At 70.2% G+C, this 18,238-nt stretch carries 13 protein-coding genes; 3 read left to right on the top strand and 10 right to left on the bottom strand.

Annotated elements, in window-relative coordinates; translation table 11 throughout:
* Window positions 1-47 precede the first annotated feature (47 nt).
* Window positions 48-983: a hydrogen peroxide-inducible genes activator gene (locus IE278_RS05420; RefSeq protein ID WP_189769336.1), complete on the top strand. Its 936-nt coding sequence runs from the start codon at window positions 48-50 to the stop codon at window positions 981-983.
* Between the two features lie 197 nt (window positions 984-1,180).
* On the opposite strand, the gene IE278_RS05415 is transcribed toward IE278_RS05420, so the two are convergent.
* From IE278_RS05415 to IE278_RS05395, 5 genes are all read right to left on the bottom strand, one after another.
* Window positions 1,181-3,481 carry an ABC transporter permease gene (locus IE278_RS05415; protein WP_189769824.1) on the bottom strand — a complete coding sequence of 767 codons (2,301 nt, stop codon included), beginning with the start codon at window positions 3,479-3,481 and terminating at the stop codon, window positions 1,181-1,183.
* Window positions 3,482-3,594: 113 nt separating this feature from the next.
* Entirely contained in the window at window positions 3,595-4,287 is a 693-nt protein-coding gene (locus tag IE278_RS05410) for an ABC transporter ATP-binding protein (protein WP_189769334.1), read from the bottom strand.
* On the bottom strand, window positions 4,284-4,808 hold the full coding sequence (locus tag IE278_RS05405) for a PadR family transcriptional regulator (RefSeq protein WP_189769333.1): 525 nt from the start codon (window positions 4,806-4,808) through the stop codon (window positions 4,284-4,286). Before IE278_RS05405 ends, IE278_RS05410 begins: the two co-directional genes overlap by 4 nt.
* 381 nt (window positions 4,809-5,189) lie before the next feature.
* A complete protein-coding gene (locus IE278_RS05400) occupies window positions 5,190-5,465 on the bottom strand; it encodes a type II toxin-antitoxin system antitoxin (protein ID WP_189769331.1) in 276 nt (91 codons plus the stop codon).
* On the bottom strand, window positions 5,462-6,397 hold the full coding sequence (locus tag IE278_RS05395; protein ID WP_189769329.1) for an SPFH domain-containing protein: 936 nt from the start codon (window positions 6,395-6,397) through the stop codon (window positions 5,462-5,464). The genes IE278_RS05400 and IE278_RS05395 overlap by 4 nt, the downstream gene beginning before the upstream one ends.
* 258 nt (window positions 6,398-6,655) lie before the next feature.
* Between IE278_RS05395 and IE278_RS05390 the strand changes: the two genes are divergently transcribed.
* Complete coding sequence (locus IE278_RS05390) at window positions 6,656-8,947, top strand: transglycosylase domain-containing protein (RefSeq protein ID WP_189769327.1); 2,292 nt, start codon at window positions 6,656-6,658, stop codon at window positions 8,945-8,947.
* Between the two features lie 168 nt (window positions 8,948-9,115).
* Here the strand turns inward: IE278_RS05390 and IE278_RS05385 are convergent, their stop codons facing one another.
* The 5 genes from IE278_RS05385 to IE278_RS05365 all read right to left on the bottom strand — a co-directional run bounded on the left by IE278_RS05385 (window position 9,116) and on the right by IE278_RS05365 (window position 17,307).
* On the bottom strand, window positions 9,116-10,579 hold the full coding sequence (locus IE278_RS05385) for a catalase (protein WP_189769324.1): 1,464 nt from the start codon (window positions 10,577-10,579) through the stop codon (window positions 9,116-9,118).
* A 180-nt stretch (window positions 10,580-10,759) separates the two neighbouring features.
* Window positions 10,760-12,907: an ATP-binding SpoIIE family protein phosphatase gene (locus IE278_RS05380; protein WP_189769322.1), complete on the bottom strand. Its 2,148-nt coding sequence runs from the start codon at window positions 12,905-12,907 to the stop codon at window positions 10,760-10,762.
* A gap of 375 nt (window positions 12,908-13,282) precedes the next feature.
* Window positions 13,283-13,975 (bottom strand): cytidylyl-2-hydroxypropylphosphonate hydrolase, encoded by a 693-nt coding sequence (gene fomD / locus IE278_RS05375; RefSeq protein ID WP_189769321.1) that lies wholly within the window; start codon window positions 13,973-13,975, stop codon window positions 13,283-13,285.
* A 72-nt stretch (window positions 13,976-14,047) separates the two neighbouring features.
* Window positions 14,048-15,433: a class II fumarate hydratase gene (locus IE278_RS05370; RefSeq protein ID WP_189769320.1), complete on the bottom strand. Its 1,386-nt coding sequence runs from the start codon at window positions 15,431-15,433 to the stop codon at window positions 14,048-14,050.
* 209 nt (window positions 15,434-15,642) lie between these two features.
* Window positions 15,643-17,307, bottom strand: a complete 1,665-nt coding sequence (locus IE278_RS05365; RefSeq protein ID WP_189769319.1) for a fumarate hydratase — start codon at window positions 17,305-17,307, stop codon at window positions 15,643-15,645.
* Between the two features lie 180 nt (window positions 17,308-17,487).
* Here IE278_RS05365 and IE278_RS05360 point away from each other — a divergent pair, with 180 nt between their 5' ends.
* Entirely contained in the window at window positions 17,488-18,183 is a 696-nt protein-coding gene (locus tag IE278_RS05360; protein WP_189769318.1) for a DUF1707 SHOCT-like domain-containing protein, read from the top strand.
* Window positions 18,184-18,238: the final 55 nt, after the last annotated feature.

The raw sequence follows: 18,238 nt of genomic DNA, 5'->3' as shown, positions 1-18,238 counted from the left end.
AACCGGCTATCAGTGCCCGTGTGTGACGACGAGCGAGAGGACCGCCCGTGCCCCCCGTCAGGAAGAGGCAGCCCAGCCTCTCGCAACTGCGCGCCTTCGCCGCGGTCGCCGAGCATCTGCACTTCAGGGACGCGGCCGCCGCCCTCGGCATGAGCCAGCCCGCGCTGTCCGGCGCGGTCTCCGCGCTGGAGGAGACCCTCGGCGTGACGCTGGTGGAGCGCACGACCCGCAAGGTGCTCCTGTCACCGGCGGGCGAGCGGCTGGCTGTACGGGCCAAGGCGGTACTCGCCGAGGTGGGCGCGCTGATGGAGGAGGCCGAGGCGGTACGGGCGCCGTTCACCGGGGTGCTGCGGCTCGGCGTGATCCCGACGGTGGCGCCGTATCTGCTGCCGACCGTCCTGAGACTCGTCCACGACCGCTATCCGGCGCTCGACCTCCAGGTCCACGAGGAGCCCACATCGAACCTCCTGGACGGGCTCCTCACGGGCCGGCTCGACCTGCTGCTGCTCGCGGTGCCCCTCGGGGTGCCCGGGGTCGTCGAACTGCCGCTGTTCGACGAGGACTTCGTACTGGTCACACCGCTTGACCACTGGCTGGGCGGCATGGAGGGCATCCCGCGCGAGGCGCTGCGCGAACTGAATCTGCTGCTGCTGGACGAGGGGCACTGTCTGCGGGACCAGGCGCTCGACATCTGCCGGGAGGCCGGGCGGGCGGACGCGCCGGTCACCACGACCGCGGCGGGACTCTCCACCCTGGTGCAACTGGTCGCGGGCGGTCTGGGGGTGACGCTGCTGCCGCGTACGGCCGTGAAGGTCGAGACGGCGCGCAGCAGCCAACTGCTCACCGGCTGTTTCGCGGAGCCGGCCCCGACGCGGCGCATCGCGCTCGCCATGCGGGCGGGGGCCGCGCGCGGGGACGAGTACGAGGAACTGGCCACGGCACTGCGGGACGCACTGAAGCCGCTGCCGGTAAGAGTGCTGTAACACCACCACCGACAGCGGCAACCCCCACAGGGGCACGGAGTTGCTTTCAGGGGCGCGCGGGGAACGGCGCAGTCTTCGGCCTTTCGCTTTCAGGGGCGCGGGGAACGGCGCAATCTTTTTGCCTTGGGGAGCCACGGGGAAGGCGGCGACCAGCCACACTGCCCCCGGCCCCCCGGCCCCCCGCCCCCCTCCGGGAACTACTCCGTGCGGAGCCCGTCCGGCCGCATCAGACGCAGCAGCGGCGGGACACTGAGCGCCGTCACCAGCAGCACCACCCCCGCGCCGATCCCCGTCATGGCCAGAACGCTCAGCCAGTCCACCGTCACCGCCGTGTCCGTCATCTTCAGGAGGACCGCGCCCAGGGTGAGGCCCACCACCGAGGCGAGGACCAAGCCCAGCGCGACCGGGATCGCGGTCTGCCACAGCACCGACAGGCTCAGCGTGCGGCGCCGCGTGCCGAAGGCGACCAGCGCCGAGAGCAGCTTCTTGCGCTCGCGCAACTGCTCCAGCTGGGAGACCAGCAGGCTCGCCCCGATCAGCGCGAGGACACAGGCCGCGCCGACGAACAGCCCGGTGCGGATGGAGTCGAAGCGGTTCGAGCGCTCACTACTGGTGAACGTCATGGGATCGGCGAGCGGGTTGATCTCCGCCGCGGTGTTGCGCACGAGCTCCTGCCCGTCCGGGACCGTCGCGTCGAGCTGGAGGTAGATCACCCCGCTGGTGGCAGGGATCGCGGCGGCGGGCAGCGCGCTCGTGGTGAACAGGAAACCGCCCCGCTCCCACCCTGTGGGGTCCTTGCGCGGATCGGCCTTCTTTATATCCTGCGGCACGGTCCAGGACACCTCCCTACCCTTCGTGACGTCGTCGTACGAGGGGTCGATGACGAGCTTGTGGCCGGGCACGGCGAACTTGGGAGTCTCCGAGTCGTACTCGGCGCCCCGCACGGCGAACACATCGCCCTCACGGCACGAGGACAGCTTCGCCACCTCGCGCAGAGCGGCGCAGTCGCCGACCGTGATCAGCGAGGACGTTTCGGGGTTCTTCGCCTGCTCGCTCAGTGTGCTGTCGGACAGTGCCACGGCCTCGCGCACCCCGCGGGTGTCGGCGAGCCGCTGCCGGGCGTCGGGGAGAGAGACGGCCTTGGGCACGGTGATCTGCATCTGGGCGCGCGAGAGATCCTGGCCGGTGGGCTTCGTGAAGTCGTCCTGGACACCGGCGAACAGCATCTGCAGGGCGATCGCGCCGGCCACCGCCACCGCGATGCCGTTGACCATGCGGGCCGCGGTGCCACTGCTCAGCTGCAGCCTGCGTACGGCCAGTTGCCAGGAGACCGAGCCCGAGTTCAGCCGGGCCACGACGGCTTCCACGACCCACGGCAGCAGTGCGGTGATGCCGACGAGGAGCAGGACGACACCGCCGGTCACCATGTACTCGTTGAAGTCGCCGCTGCCGTTGCCCTTGCCGATCATCGGGGCGAGCAGGCCGAGGCCGCCCAGCGGCAGCAGCAGCCGCCACCACAGCCGGCGGCGCGCGGGCCTGGCCGTACGCACCACGCCGAGCGGCTCGATGACCACGCCGCGCAGGGCGAGGAGCGTCACCGCCACCGCGGCGGCCGGCACCGTGACGGCGATCAGGAAGGCGAGCACGGGCGTCGGGTCGAGGTAGCTCGGGAAGACGCTGATCCCGAAGAGCTCCACGGAACCGGCGATCTGGCGGCCGATCAGGAAGAAGCCGACGCCGAAGAGCAGCCCGAGGAAGGCCCCGGCGAGCGCCTCGCCCGCGGCGATCCTGCGGGTCATCCGGCCGTCGGCGCCGACCAGCCGCAACGCGGCGAGCCTGCGGTCGCGTCGCTCGCCGCCGAAGCGTACGGCCGCGGCGATGAAGACGCCGACCGGCATCAGCAGCACCACGAAGACCGTGAGGACGAGCAGGAGAAGGACGGGGTCCAGCTCCTCGGAGGGCGCCTTCTGCTGGTGGAAGGTGTCGAGGCGCGTGATGCGGGAGCCTTCGTCGAACTTGGCCAGGTCCCGGCCACCGGTGTAGTAGGCGAGTTCGGCCGAGCCGATCAGACCGCTCTCACCGATGGTTCCCGTGACGCGGTTCGGCAGCCGGTCGCGCAGCAGCCCGGCGTCCTTGGAGTCCAGCAGTTCCTTCAGCGCGGGGGACACGACCATCTCGCCCGGCGCGGGGAACTTCTTCAGGCCGGGCGGCAGCGGCGCCCGCAGGCCCTCGGGCTCCAGCTGGCGGCCTCGCACGTCCAGACCGCGGAATTCGGTGTCGACGTTCGCGACCAGCACGGTCTTGTCGGACTTCGCCGGCTCGGCGCCGCCCATCACCAGGTCCATCCGCGCGTACTCACGGTCGGACCGTGCCTGCATCGCGCTCGGGATGGCGGTGGTGAGCAGCAGCAGCGCCACACCGAGCCCGACGCCGACGCCGGTGAGCAGGACACGTATCCAGCCCTCGCGGCCGCCGGTGAACGCGAACTTGACACCCATGGCGAGGTCTCTGGACCACTGCCGCAGCGCGGGGGTCGCGTGGCGCGGATCGTCCCAGGCGTGCGGCTCCGGGGGAGCCGTGGGCGGGGCGGCGGTGGTCGACGGGTGGGCGCTCATACGACGCGCTCCATGTCCCGGGACTTCCCGTCGCGTACGACGATCTCGCGGTCCGAGTAGGCGGCCACCCGGGTCTCGTGCGTGACGAGGACGACGGCGGCGTTGGCGGACCGCGCGGCGTCCGTGAGCAGTTCCATCACGCGCTCGCCGTTGAGCGAGTCGAGGGCGCCGGTGGGCTCGTCCGCGAACAGCACCCGCGGGCTGGTGACCAGGGAGCGGGCCACGGCGACGCGCTGGCCCTGGCCGCCGGAGACCTCGCCGGGCCGCTTGCCCGCCAGGTCGTCGACCTCCAGGCGCTCCATCCAGGCCAGGGCGGTGCGCTCGGCCTCCTTGCGGGAGGTGCCGTTCAGGCGCAGCGGCAGGGCCACGTTCTCGACGCAGGTCAGTTCGGGCACGAGCTGGCCGAACTGGAAGACGAACCCGAACTGCGAGCGCCGCAGCGCGCTGCGCTGGGAGTCGTTCATCGTCGCCATCTCACGGCCGTTGTACGTGATCGAGCCCGAGTCGGGTGTCACGATGCCGGCGAGGCAGTGCAGGAGGGTCGACTTGCCGGAGCCCGAGGGGCCCATCACGGCGACGACCTCGCCCGGGTGGATGGAGAACTCGGCGCCGTCGAGGGCGTTGGTGGGGCCGTACGCCTTGCGCAGGTCGTGGGCCACGAGCAGGGAGCCTGCGGGGATGAGGGTCATCGGGTCACCGCTTCAGCGAGTTTGCCGAGGCGCGCGGCGGTGAGTTCGAGCCACCGCAGGTCGGCCTCGAGGTGGAAGAGAGCGTGGTCGCAGATCAGCTGGTCGGCGAGATCGCCCTTGCGTTTGCGGTCGGTGAGGATGCGCATCATGCGCAGGTGTTCCGAGCGCTGGGTGTCGAGGATCTCGGTCGCGTCGCGGTGCGTGAGGAGGGCGAGGACGACCTTCGTGTAGAGGGTCGACTGGAGGTAGGGCTCCGGCTTCTCCGGCGTCGCGAGCCAGCGCTGGACGTCGGTGACGCCGGCCTCGGTGATCGCGTACCGCTTGCGCTCGGGGCCTTCGCCCGCCTCTATCCCGTCGACCTCCACGAGGCCGTTCTTCAGCAGCCGGGACATCGTCGAATAGACCTGGCCGTAGTGGAGCGGCCGGTCGTGACCGAACTTCTCGTCGAAGGCCCGCTTGAGGTCGTAACCGTGGCGGGGCCCGGACTCAAGGAGCCCTAGGAGCGTGTGACCGATGGACATGCGGAGCACTCTACACACGGCGTATACACGGTGTGTATACGCACGGTGGATAGCCGCTTTCGCGGCGTACGGCTCCGCAGGTCAGCGCCGAATGTCACGATTCCGTGACTGTCGCCTGCGGCGGTCTGGGCTGGGCCGTTGCCGGCTGCGGGCCGACCGCGGCTGGCCGCGCAGTTCCCCGCGCCCCCAAAAGACGGGGCTACGCCCCAGCCTTTCGCCTTCGCGGGCGCGAGCAACCCCCACCCGAGGGCGGCGCGTCTTCAGGAACGCGGGGAACGGCGCAAGCAACCCCCGCGGACCCGCACCCGACGGTGGCGCGCTTTGGGGGCGCGGGGAACTGCGCACCCGGCCCGCGCCGGGGCCGCACCCGGCGACCGGGTTCTACTCCTCGTCCTCCTCGGAAAGAGGAGGGCGGCCCCGTCGAGGGATCGGGCCCGCCCCGCCGGGGAGGCGGCCCGCCTCGTTCAGGGCCCGGCGCAGGAGGAACTCGATCTGCGCGTTGGCCGAGCGCAGCTCGTCCCCGGCCCAGCGCGCCAACGCCTCGTACACCAGCGGATCCAGCCGCAACAGCACCTGCTTGCGCTGCTGCGGCCGCCGCCGAGGCGGATCCGGGGGATCCGGGGGAGTCGGAGGGGTCCCCTCCGGTGATGAACTCACTGGTAGAGGGACCCCGTGTTCAGCACGGGCTGCGGCGCCCGGTCACCGCACAGCACCACCATCAGGTTCGACACCATCGCCGCCTTCCGCTCGGAGTCCAGCTCGACGATGTCCCGCTCGGAGATCCGGGCGAGCGCGGCCTCCACCATGCCGACCGCGCCGTCCACGATCTGGCGCCGCGCGGCCACGACCGCCCCCGCCTGCTGCCGCTGGAGCATCGCCGAGGCGATCTCGGGCGCGTACGCGAGGTGCGTGAAGCGGGACTCGATGATCTGCACGCCCGCCGCGTCGACCCGCGCGCGGAGCTCGACCGCGAGCTTCTCGGTGATCTCCTCCGCGTTGCCCCGCAGCGACAGGCCCTCCTCGTCATGGGCGTCGTACGGGTACTCGATGGCGATGTGCCGCACGGCCGCCTCGGTCTGGGTGGCGACGAACTCCAGGAAGTCGTCCACCTCGAAGCTCGCCTGCGCGGTGTCCTCCACCCGCCACACCACGACCGCGGCCAGCTCGATCGGGTTGCCGTAGGCGTCGTTGACCTTGAGGACGGCTGTCTCGTGGTTGCGTACCCGCGTCGAGATCTTCGTACGGGAGGTGAGCGGGTTGACCCAGCGCAGCCCGTCCTCGCGGATCGTGCCGCGGTAGCGGCCGAAGAGCTGGACCACGCGGGCCTCGCCGGGCGCCACCATGTTCAGACCGCACATGGCGACGAAGGCCGCGAGGCCGATCAGGACGCCGGCCACGATGAGCGCGGCCTTGCCGCCGGTGGCGTCCACCGTGGTCGCGGAGACGACCAGCGCGGCGCCGAGGAGCAGTCCGACGAGCCCGAGCAGCAGCGCGAGCCCGCCGCCGATGCTGTGCGCGGTGACCTCCCGTACGCGCGGGGCGGGCATCTCGGGTACGTCGGCGCGGTCCGGAGAGTCGTGTGCGGACATGGGTGTTCCCCCGTTTCACGGTGCTGTGACCGGACGCTCGGACGCCCGGCTCGATCTATCTAAGTGATATCACTTTATCCGCCACAGCAACCTTCCACTCCCGCGAATCGTCGGTTCCATAGGGGTGGGTGCTGATTCTCACGTCCGTAAAAGGCCGGATCGACAGGCGTTTGTCCGCAGCTGCGGTGTTAGTTTGCTGAGCTGACCTGAGCGATGAACCTGTGAGACACGAGAGACGGAAGCGGAGCGGACGTATCCATGGGACGAGCGGATGAGAGACGAGCGCGGCAGCGCGGTGGACACCGCGGCGCGCCGAAACGCTCGTCCAAGGCGGAGGGCAGGAACGGCAAGAGCGGTATACGCCGTCTCTTCACCTGGAAGAAGATCCTCGGCACGTTCTTCGGTGTCTGCCTGCTCGGGATGGCCGCCTTCATCGGGCTCTATCTGATGATCGACGTCCCCAAGGGCAACGCGGCGGCGGTGCAGCAGAGCAACATCTACAAGTACGCCAACGGCGACACCCTCGCCCGCGACGGTGAGGTCAACCGCGAGCTGGTCGACCTGGACCAGGTCTCCAAGGGCGTCCGGATGACCTTCGTCGCCGCCGAGAACAAGTCCTTCTACAAGGACTCCGGCGTCGACCTGAAGGGCACCGCCCGCGGTCTGCTCAACACCCTGTCCGGCAAGGGCAAGCAGGGTGGTTCGACGATCACCCAGCAGTACGTCAAGAACTACTACCTCACGCAGGACCAGACCGTCACACGCAAGATGAAGGAACTGGTCATCTCGCTGAAGGTGGACCGCCAGCAGTCGAAGGACGCCATCCTCGCGGGCTACATCAACACCAGCTACTACGGCCGCAACGCCTGGGGCATCCAGGCCGCCGCGCAGGCGTACTACCGGGTCGACGCGGACAGGCTCACCGTCGCCCAGAGCGCGTACCTCGCGGCCCTGCTCCAGGCCCCGAGCCAGTACGACTGGGCGGTGGCGAGCGACACCAGCAAGAAACTCGTCAAGAACCGCTGGAACTACGTCCTCGACAACATGGTCGAGGAGGGCTGGCTGGACTCCGCCAAGCGCGACGACATGACGTTCCCCGTGCCGAAGGACCCCAAGGGCGCCCCCGGCCTGGAGGGCCAGGCCGGCTACCTGGTGGAGGCCGCCAACACGACGCTGGAGAAGCAGCTCGTCGAGGACGGCACCGCCTCCGACCTGGACGAGGCCGCGAGGATGGTCAAGGCGGGCGGCTGGACCATCACGCTGAACATCGACAAGAAGAAGCAGGTCCAGCTGGAGAAGGCCGTCAAGGCCAAGCTGACCAGCAAGCTCGACGGGAAGAAGCGGGACGTGGACGCCGACATCCAGGCCGGCGCCGCCTCCGTCGACCCGAAGACGGGCCGGGTCCTCGCGATGTACGGCGGGGTGGACTACGTGAAGCACTTCACGAACAACGCCACGCGCCGCGACTACCAGCCCGCCTCCACCTTCAAGCCGGTCATCCTGGCCGCGGCCGTCGACAAGGACGCCACGACCCAGGACGACGTCCCGATCACGGCGGACACGATCTACGACGGCACCAGCAAGCGTCCCGTCCTGGACAACGGTACGAAGGTCGGTTTCGCCCCGCCGAACGAGGACGACGTCGACTACGGCGACGTCGACGTCCAGACCGCGATGAACAAGTCCATCAACTCCGTCTTCGCCCAGATGGGCGTCGACGTCGGCATGGACCAGGTCATCAAGACCGCGGGCGAGCTGGGCATGGACGTCGAGGGCGTCAAGTCGGTGCCCGCCCAGACCCTGGGCACGATGGGTGCGAGCCCGCTGGAGATGGCCGGCGTCTACGCGACCCTCGACAACCACGGCAAGAAGGTCACCCCGGCGCTGATCAAGTCGGTCGAGCACAAGGACCGCGCGGTCAAGTTCCCGGACGCGATCGGCGATCAGGTCATCAGCCGCGAGGCCGCCGACACCGTCACCTCGGTCCTGACGGGCGTGGTCGACGACGGTACGGCCAGGACGTCCGTACGCGACAATCCGGCCCGGGACGGCCAGCAGGTCGCGGGCAAGACCGGCACGTCCGACTACAACCGGTCGGCGTGGTTCACCGGTTACACCCCGAACCTCGTCACCTCGGTCGGGATGTTCGGCGAGGACGCGAAGTCCCACGCGCAGGTGACGATGCAGGGCGCGACCGGCCTTCTGCCCGGCAAGGGCCGCGTCAACGGCGGTGGCTATCCCGCGCAGATCTGGGCGGCGTACACCTTCGACGCGATGGGTGACGTGACCAGGTTCGACCTGGAGACGAAGCAGGGTGCGGCCGTGAAGCCGACCCCGACGCCGACGGTCACGCCGACGCCGACGACCCCGTCCGCGGAACCGTCCACCAAGGACCCGACGACGAAACCGCCGACGAGCACGTCGCCGCCGGAGTCCTCTCCCGAGGAGACCCCGTCGGAAGAGGACCCGACCCCGACGACAAGCGCCCCGTCATCCCCGGGCGGCATAGAACTCCCCCCGGACCCGGACGACCCCCAGTCAGACGACTGACCAAGCCCCTGAAGGGGCGCGGGGAACGGCGCAATCTTTCGCCCTTCAGGGGCGCGGGGAACGGCGCAGTCCTTCGTCTTGAGGGGACGCGGGAAACGGCGCAATCTTTTCAGGGGCGCGGGGAACTGCGCGGCCGGCCACAGCGGGCCCGCAGCTCCCCGCCGGCGTTCACGCCCCCCTGACCGCGTTGGCGATCCGGTCGCCGACCGACTTGTCGATGTTGCGCCAGTACTGGAACGCCCGCTCCAGCACAGGCGGCGACACATCGGCCGACAGATGCCCGCTGACGTTCGTCACCAGCCGCTCCCGCGCCGCGTCGTCGAGGACCTGGCGGACCTGCGTGCCGGCCTGCCCCCAGTCGTCGTCCTCCCGATGCCGCCTGGTCGCCTCACGCACCAGCTCCCCGGCGGTCTGCCAGCTCGCCGGCTCGCCGAACCGCCCGAAGTCGGCCGCGGGCCCGCCGTACGAGTTCGGCGCGTACGGCCGCGCCGCGTTCGACGGCACGTACCGCATCGGCCCGTCCTTGGCGTACGAGTTCACCGCCGAGTGCGGCCGGTTCGGCGGCAGCTGCGCGTAGTTCGGGCCGATCCGGTACCGGTGGGTGTCCGGGTACGAGAAGAGCCGGCCGAGCAGCATCTTGTCCGGCGAGGGCCCGATGCCCGGCACGAGGTTCGACGGCTCGAAGGCGGCCTGCTCGATGTGGACGAAGTAGTCCTCGGGGTTCTTGTCGAGGACCATCCGGCCGACGTCGATCAGCGGGTAGTCGCCGTGCGGCCACACCTTCGTCAGGTCGAAGGGGTTGAAGCGGTAGTCCGCCGCGTCCTCGAACGGCATGACCTGGACCTTGAGGGTCCAGCTCGGCGCGTTCCCCGACTCGATCGACTCGAACAGGTCGCGTCGGTGCTTGTCCGCGTCCGAACCGGCCAGCTCGTCGGCCTCGGCCTGGGTGAGGAACTCGATGCCCTGATCCGTCTTGAAGTGGTACTTCACCCAGAACCGCTCACCGGCGCCGTTGATCCACATGTAGGTGTGGGACGAGTAGCCGTTCATGTGGCGGTACGTCTTCGGGATGCCCCGGTCGCCCATCAGCCAGGTGACCTGGTGCGCGGACTCGGGGGAGAGCGTCCAGAAGTCCCACTGCATGTCGTTGCTGCGCAGCCCGGTCACCGGGTGGCGCTTCTGCGAGCGGATGAAGTCCTGGAACTTGATCGTGTCACGGACGAAGAAGACCGGGGTGTTGTTGCCCACCATGTCGTAATTGCCGTGCTCGGTGTAGAACTTGAGCGCGAAACCGCGGGGGTCGCGCCAGGTGTCGGGGGAGCCCTGCTCACCCGCGACGGTGGAGAAGCGCGCCAGCATGTCCGTGCGCTTCCCGGGCTGGAAGAGGTCGGCCCGGGTGAACTGGCTGACGTCGTTGGTGACTTCGAAGAAGCCGTACGCGCCACTGCCCTTGGCGTGCACCACCCGCTCGGGTACCCGCTCCCGGTTGAACTGGGCCATCTTCTCGATGAGGTAGTGGTCCTGGAGCAGGATCGGGCCGTCGGGGCCGACGGTGAGCGAGTGTTCGTCGCTCTCCACCGGAATTCCGACGTTGTTCGTGGTGTACGGAGCCTTGTCGGGTGCCTGCGTCACGAGCGTCCTCCCGTTCGAGAAGAGTCGATTGGTCGCTTCGCTCACCCAGCAGTCAACTCCGCCGACGGGATGTCGGCAACATTTGGACGGGGTCTAATTCCGGTTGCGTTCCGGCTCGCTTCCAGGGCCACCGACGGGACCGCCGAGGGGACTGCCGAAGGGCTGGCGCGCCGGTCCGCCTCAGCTGTGGTTCAGCTCGAACCAGACGACCTTCCCCGTACTGAGCCGGGTCGCACCCCACCGCCTGGCCAGCTTGTTCACCAGGTAGAGGCCGCGTCCGCCCTCGTCCGTGGCGCGCGCCTGCCGCAGCCGGGGCAGCTGCGGGACGTCGTCGCCGACCTCGCAGCGCAGCACGTCGGTACGCAGCAGCCGCAGCGTGACGGGCCGCGACGCGTACCGCACGGCGTTGGTGACGACCTCGCTGACGAGCAGCTCCACGGAGTCCGTGAGTTCCTCCAGGTCCCAGCGGGACAGCGCCTTGCGGGCCAGCCGGCGGGCCCGGCCGGGCGCCGCGTCCTCCGGGTCCAGGTGCCACAGCGCGACATCGCTCGGCGCGATCCCGTCGAAGCGGGCGGCGAGCAGCGCGATGTCGTCGTCCCGGTCACCCGGACCGAGCATGTCGAGCACCTCGTCGCACAGCGCCTCCAGGGGCGGCGGATGGTCCGGTCCGGTCAGCGCCGCGGTGGCGGCGATCCGCTCGCGCAGCTGCTCTATCCCGGTCCACACGTCACGCAGCCGCGACTCGACGAGCCCGTCGGTGTACAGCAGCAGCGTGGCGCCCGCGGGCGCGTCCAGCTCGACCGCCTCGAAGTCCACTCCGCCTACGCCGATGGGAGCACCCGGCGGTACGCGCAGGACCTCGGCCCGCCCGCCCAGATGCAGCAGTACGGGCGGGGGATGGCCCGCGTTGGCGATCGTGATGCGGTGCGCGACCGGGTCGTACACGGCGTACAGGCAGGTCGCCATGCGGTCGGTGCCGAGCCGCTGGGCCTGCTCGTCCAGGTGGTGCAGGACCTCCTGCGGCGGCAGGTCGAGCCCGGCGAGGGTCTGCGCGGTCGTACGCAGCTGGCCCATGATCGCCGCCGAGGTCATGGAGTGGCCCATGACGTCACCGACGACGAGGGCGACCCGGCTGCCGGGCAGCGGGATCGCGTCGTACCAGTCGCCGCCGACCCGCGCGGTCTCGGCGGCCGGAAGGTACCGGGAGGCCAGCCGCACCCCGGTCGGCCGGGGCAGGGTCTCGGGCAGCATCGTGCGCTGCAGCTCGTCGGCGATGTACGCCTCACGTCCGTACAGCACCGCCTTGTCGATGCCGAGCGCGCTGTGCGTGGCGAGCTGCGCCGCGACCAGCAGGTCGTCGGTCTCGAAGGCGGGCCGGTCGGGGCGGCGCAGGAACAGCGCGGCACCGATCACGCGCCGCCGGCCGCGCAGCGGCGCGAGGATCGCGCGCTGGCCGCCGGGCACGGTCAGGTCGTCGCCGATCAGCTCGGGCAGCGCGGCCCGGGCGGCGGGCGCGTCCGCGAAGACCGGCCGTACGCCGCGCAGCACCTCGTTCAGCGCGCCACCGGGCCGTACGGTGCACAGCTCGGCGGTGATGCCGACGTCCGGCTCGGGCTGCAGCGCGGGCAGCAGGAAGCCCTCGGTGTCCCGGTCCTCCGGGATCCGGTCCGTGCGCCGCAGCCGCAGCACGACGGGCCCGGTGGGCCGCTCGTCGCCCACCGGCAGCGGGTCGCGCAGATAGACGAGGATCGCGTCCGAGAAGGTCGGCACGGTCGCCCGGCACAGCCCCATCACGATCTCGTCGAGGTCGATGCCGCGGGCGATCCGCCGGGTGGCGGCCCCCACGAAGCGCAGCCGGTCGCCGTCGCGGCGCATGGGCATGGGCGCGCCGGGCGCCGGGCTCTGTCCCGTTCCCGTGCGACGGTCCTTGCCGCCCAGGTGGACGGAGGTCTCCGCGCCGGAGGCGGCGCCCATGGCCTCGGGCCGCGGCCGGTGCGGATCGGGTTCGGTGGCCGGTTCGGTCGCCGACGGCTGGGAGTGCTCGGGCTCGGAACCGGCGGGCGCGCCCGTGGCGGCGCCCTGCGCGTCCGCGGTCACGGGCGCGCCGATCGGGTCCTGGCCGTCGGGAACGGGCATGCCGACGGCCCCCGGGGTGCCGGGGGTGTCGGCAGGCCGTCCCTGCGCCGGTAAACCGGGTGCGCCCTGTACGGGCGGCTCCGGGGTACGCAGAAGCGCCCCGCGAGGGTCCGCGGGGGCCGTGGGCCTGGCAGCGCTGGGCTGTCGGCGCTCATGGGAGGTGGGGTGCTCCGTCACGCGTGTCGAATCCATCCGTCCGGTGCTGCGCGCCGTGCGTGCAGTTCGTCCCGCAGAGAGCCCGATACCCGGAATGCGTGCCCCAGGAACGGAATCCCCGCGTGATCAGACAGCCTCTCAGAAGAATGACCTTCGGACACCGGCGGGAACAGCCTGATTCGCCGGCTCCGGGTCGTACCGCTGTGACCCTTGTACCCCACGCTCACGTCCTGCCGCCCCTCGGTGACGTTCGGTCAAGCCCAGCGTTTTGTGCGGGAGTTGCCGTAGCGCACCCGCGCGCCACCCGACCACCACTCCTCAACGACGGTGTCGCGCACCGACCCTGACTGTTCGTTCTTTCCGTTGCGGAGGACGATCCTACGGTTCTACCACGGGGGCGCATCAAGGGTCTCATGTGGACACGTGCGCGGGCGTGCGATCCCAGTCGTCGGGCAGCGCCGGTACGGACCAGGCAGGATCGGGGCGCCAGTGCTGCCAGCCGTCCGAGAACGGCGGGCCCCAGCGGCGGATCACCTCCACCGCGGCGCGCCCGGCCTCGCCGACGCGCGCTGCCAGCCGTTCGTCCATCAGGCCGTCCCGCTGGGCCTGCGCGAACTCGTCCTCGTCGCGCCAGCCCCACGTCCGGTCCGGATGCACCGAGATGTCCAGGAAGTGGTCCTCGGAGTCGACCCCGCCGGCCCATCTGGCCAGCGGTTCCTCCAAGTTGACATACCAGTTCTTGAACTGCCAGCCCGGCTCCCAGAACAGCCACACCGACCAGGGCTCGCCGGGCCGCGCCAGCTTGAGGACGCCCGTGCCGAACCAGCGGTCGCGCTGCACGGTCCGCGGCCTGGTGTAGCGGGACTCCAGCGGCTCCGCGTGCACCGGGGTGCCGTCCGTGAGGACGGGCTTGACGCACTCCGTCCCCGGTGCCAGCCACACGGCGAGGATCTCGCTGTCGTCCCGCACGACGGTCACGGGACGCGCGATGTGGATGCGGTCGCCGGCGTTCTCCCGGTAACGCCACAGGATCTGACTCCCGGGGTTCCAGTACGCCGCCGAACCGCCCGCTTCCACATGTGTCACCGCTTCACCCTCTGCCATGAACAGATATTAGGTGCCCGAGGCATACGACGCTGCGGTAAGCGCCATGGTTCGCCCGATGGCCGACCGACGTTACGGCCGTGTCATCCGCAGGACATCCAGGGCCTCGTCCAGCTGCTCCCGGGTGAGGTCGCCGCGCTCGACGTACCCCGACTCCAGGACGACCTCGCGGATGGTCCTCCGCTCGGCCAGGGCCTTCTTGGCGACCTTGGCGGCCTCCTCGTACCCGATGTACTTGTTCAGCGGTGTCACGACCGACGGTGACGACTCGGCGTACTCACGGGCCCGCTCGCGGTTGGCCGTGATGCCGTCGACGGTCCGGTCGGCGAGCAGCCGGGAGACGTTGGCGAGCAGCCGGACCGACTCCAGGACGTTCTTCCCGATGACGGGGAGCATGACGTTGAGCTCGAAGTTGCCGGAGGCTCCGGCGACGCCGATCGTGGCGTCGTTGCCGGTCACCTGTGCGGCCACCATGAGCACGGCCTCGGGGATGACGGGGTTCACCTTGCCGGGCATGATCGACGACCCCGGCTGCAGATCGGGCAGATTGATCTCCGCGAGACCCGTACGCGGCCCGGAGGCCATCCACCGCAGATCGTTCGCGATCTTCGTGAGACCCACGGCGATGGTCCGCAGCTGCCCGCTGGTCTCGACGATCCCGTCCCGCGCGCCCTGCGCCTCGAAGTGGTCGCGCGCCTCGGTGAGCGGCAGCCCGGTGGTCCGCGCGACCTCGGCGATGACGGCGGCGGAGAACCCGGGAGGTGTGTTGATCCCGGTCCCGACGGCGGTCCCGCCGAGCGGCAGCTCGGCAAGCCGCGGCAGCGAGGCCTCCAGCCGCTCGATCCCGTACCGCACCTGGGCCGCGTACCCGCCGAACTCCTGGCCGAGGGTCACCGGCGTGGCGTCCATGAGATGGGTCCGCCCCGACTTCACCACATCGGCGAACTCCTCGGACTTGCGGCTCAGCGACGCGGCGAGATGGTCCAGGGCGGGGATGAGATCACGGGTGACGGCGGCGGTCGCGGCGATGTGGATCGAGGACGGGAAGACGTCGTTGCTGGACTGCGAGGCGTTGACGTGGTCGTTCGGGTGTACGTCCCTGCCGAGCCGTTCCGTCGCCAGCGTGGCCAGCACCTCGTTGGTGTTCATGTTGGACGAGGTCCCGGAACCCGTCTGGAAGACGTCCACGGGGAACTGCTCGTCCCACTTTCCGTCCGCGACCTCGCCCGCCGCCTCCTGGATGGCCTCCGCGACGTCCTTGTCCAGCACACCGAGATCGGCGTTCACCTTGGCCGCGGCCGCCTTGATCCGGGCCAGGGCCTCGATGTGGGCGCGCTCGATCCGCTGCCCGGAGATGGGGAAGTTCTCGACGGCGCGCTGGGTCTGGGCCCGCCACTTCGCGTCCGCGGGGACGCGGACCTCGCCCATGGAGTCGTGTTCGATGCGGTAGTCGGTCATAGCAGGTATATCGCCCCCGCCGCCCCTACCCATTCCCACCCACGCATGGGGGCTGCGCCCCCTCGCCCCCCGTATCGCGCTGCGCGCTCGTCCTCAAACGCCGGACGGGCTAAAGGATCAGCCCGTCCGGCGTTTGAGGACCGGGGGTTCGGGGGCGGAGCCCCTGAGTCAGTGACGGGAACGGGTAGGGGCGGCGGGGGCGAGAAAAGTTACAGCCCAGGACCCCGTACCGGGATGGACGTGAACGTCGGTGCCGGGGCCGGGTCCTTGAAGAAGTCGTTGCCCTTGTCGTCGACCACGACGAACGCGGGGAAGTCCTCCACCTCGATCTTCCAGACCGCCTCCATCCCCAGCTCCTCGTACTCGACGACCTCGACCTTCTTGATGCAGTCCTGCGCGAGCCGGGCCGCGGGCCCACCGATGGACCCCAGGTAGAACCCCCCGTGCGCACCACACGCGTCAGTGACCTGCTGCGACCGGTTCCCCTTCGCCAGCATCACCCGCGACCCACCCGCCGCCTGGAACTGCTCCACGTACGAGTCCATGCGCCCGGCCGTGGTCGGCCCGAACGACCCGGACGCGTACCCCTCGGGGGTCTTGGCGGGCCCGGCGTAGTACACGGGGTGGTCCTTCAGGTACTGCGGCATCTCCTCACCCGCGTCCAGCCGCTCCTTGATCTTCGCGTGCGCGATGTCACGCGCCACGACGAGCGGCCCGGAGAGCGACAGCCGGGTTTTCACCGGGTACTTCGTCAGCTCGGCGAGGATGTCGTCCATCGGCCGGTTCAGGTCGATGCGCACGACGTCACCGGCCTCGTCCAGGTGCTCGTCCGTCGTGTCGGGCAGGAACCGCGCCGGGTCCGTCTCCAGCTGCTCCAGGAAGACGCCCTCCGCGGTGATCTTCGCGACGGCCTGGCGGTCGGCCGAGCAGGACACGGCGATGGCGACCGGGCAGGACGCGCCGTGCCGGGGCAGCCGCACCACGCGCACGTCGTGGCAGAAGTACTTGCCGCCGAACTGCGCGCCGATCCCGATCTTCTGCGTCAGCTCGAAGACCTTCTCCTCCAGGTCCTTGTCCCGGAAGCCGTGGCCGAGCGCGGACCCCTCGTCCGGGATCTCGTCCAGGTAGTGCGCGGAGGCGTACTTCGCGGTCTTCAGCGCGTACTCCGCGCTCGTCCCGCCGACGACGATCGCCAGGTGGTACGGCGGGCAGGCGGCCGTGCCCAGCGAGCGGATCTTCTCCTCCAGGAACTTCATCATGGAGGCCTCGTTCAGGACGGCCTTCGTCTCCTGGTAGAGGAACGACTTGTTGGCCGAGCCGCCGCCCTTGGCCATGAAGAGGAACTTGTAGGCGCCGCCGTCGGCCGCGTACAGCTCGATCTGGGCGGGCAGGTTCGAGCCGGTGTTCTTCTCGTCCCACATGGTCAGCGGGGCCATCTGCGAGTAGCGCAGGTTCAGGTTCTGGTACGCGTCGTAGATGCCGCGGGACAGGGCCGCCTCGTCACCGCCCTCGGTGAGCACGTTCTGGCCGCGCTTGCCCATCACGATCGCCGTGCCGGTGTCCTGGCACATGGGCAGCACGCCGGCGGCCGCGATGTTCGCGTTCTTCAGGAGGTCCAGCGCGACGAACTTGTCGTTGCTCGACGCCTCGGGGTCGTCGATGATGCGCCGCAGCTGAGCGAGGTGCGCGGGCCGCAGATAGTGCTGGATGTCGTGGATCGCCTCGGCGGCGAGCGTACGCAGCGCCTCCGGCTCCACCTTGAGGAACGTGCGCCCGTCGGCCTCGAAGGTGGACACACCCTCGGAGGTCACCAGCCGGTACGGGGTGGTGTCCTCTCCCTGGGGGAGCAGATCGGTGTACGCGAACTCAGGCATCTCGCCGCATCCTTCATCGACAGACAGTGGCCGGCCTCCGTTGGCGGCGCGCCCACCAGCGTAGAACCTGCCTCGGACATCGAGCTTGTGAGGTAAGGCTCAGTAGGTCATCCACACCCGTCCACACCCGACGTCCACACCCTCTAGTCGCGATCTATCGCGTTTGGGTACGCTGCTGCCGTGGACCTTCAGAAGCACACCGAGACCGACCTTCGGAAGCACACCGACCTCCGTGCGTCCGACGCGGACCGCGACCGGATCGCGGACATGCTGCGCGACGCCCACGCCGAGGGCCGCCTCACCGCGGACGAGCACGCGGAGCGGGTCGAGGAGGTCTTCCGCGCGAAGACCGTGGGCGAACTGGAACCGCTGGTGCGGGACCTGCCCGCGGCCCACCGCCCGCGCCCGTCGGCCGCGTTCGCGGCGGCCCCCAGCCGGCCCGCCCCGGGCGCGATCCCGCCGGTCGCCGACGAGAACGTGGTGGCGGTGTTCAGCGGGGCCGTGCGCAGGGGCCGCTGGCGCGTGGGCCGCCGCACGCACGCGTACGCGATCTTCGGCAGCGTGGAGATAGACCTCAGCGAGGCGATCTTCGAGCACCAACAGGTCGTGATCAAGGCGATATCGGTGTTCGGCAGCGTCGAGGTCCGCGTCCCGGAGAACGTGTCGCTGCGCGGCAGCGGCGGTGGAGTCCTCGGCAGCTTCGAGGTGGACACACTGGACTCGGGCGAACAGGACGCCCCCGTGGTGTACGTGGACGGGCTGGCCGTGCTGGGGAGCATCGAGGCGAAGCCCAAGCGGGGCAAGCTGATCGAGGACATCCTCGACCGGGTCACCGACAAGGTGAACGCCAAGTTGCGCAAACATCTGGGGCATTGACGGTCGCGAATACACGCGAACCCACGAAGACCGGAAGGACGCGGTCCAGGGCGGG

Origin of the sequence: Streptomyces tauricus, from assembly GCF_014650955.1 — a bacterium.
GTDB lineage: Bacteria > Actinomycetota > Actinomycetes > Streptomycetales > Streptomycetaceae > Streptomyces > Streptomyces tauricus.
This window is presented reverse-complemented; position numbering and strand designations above follow the sequence as displayed.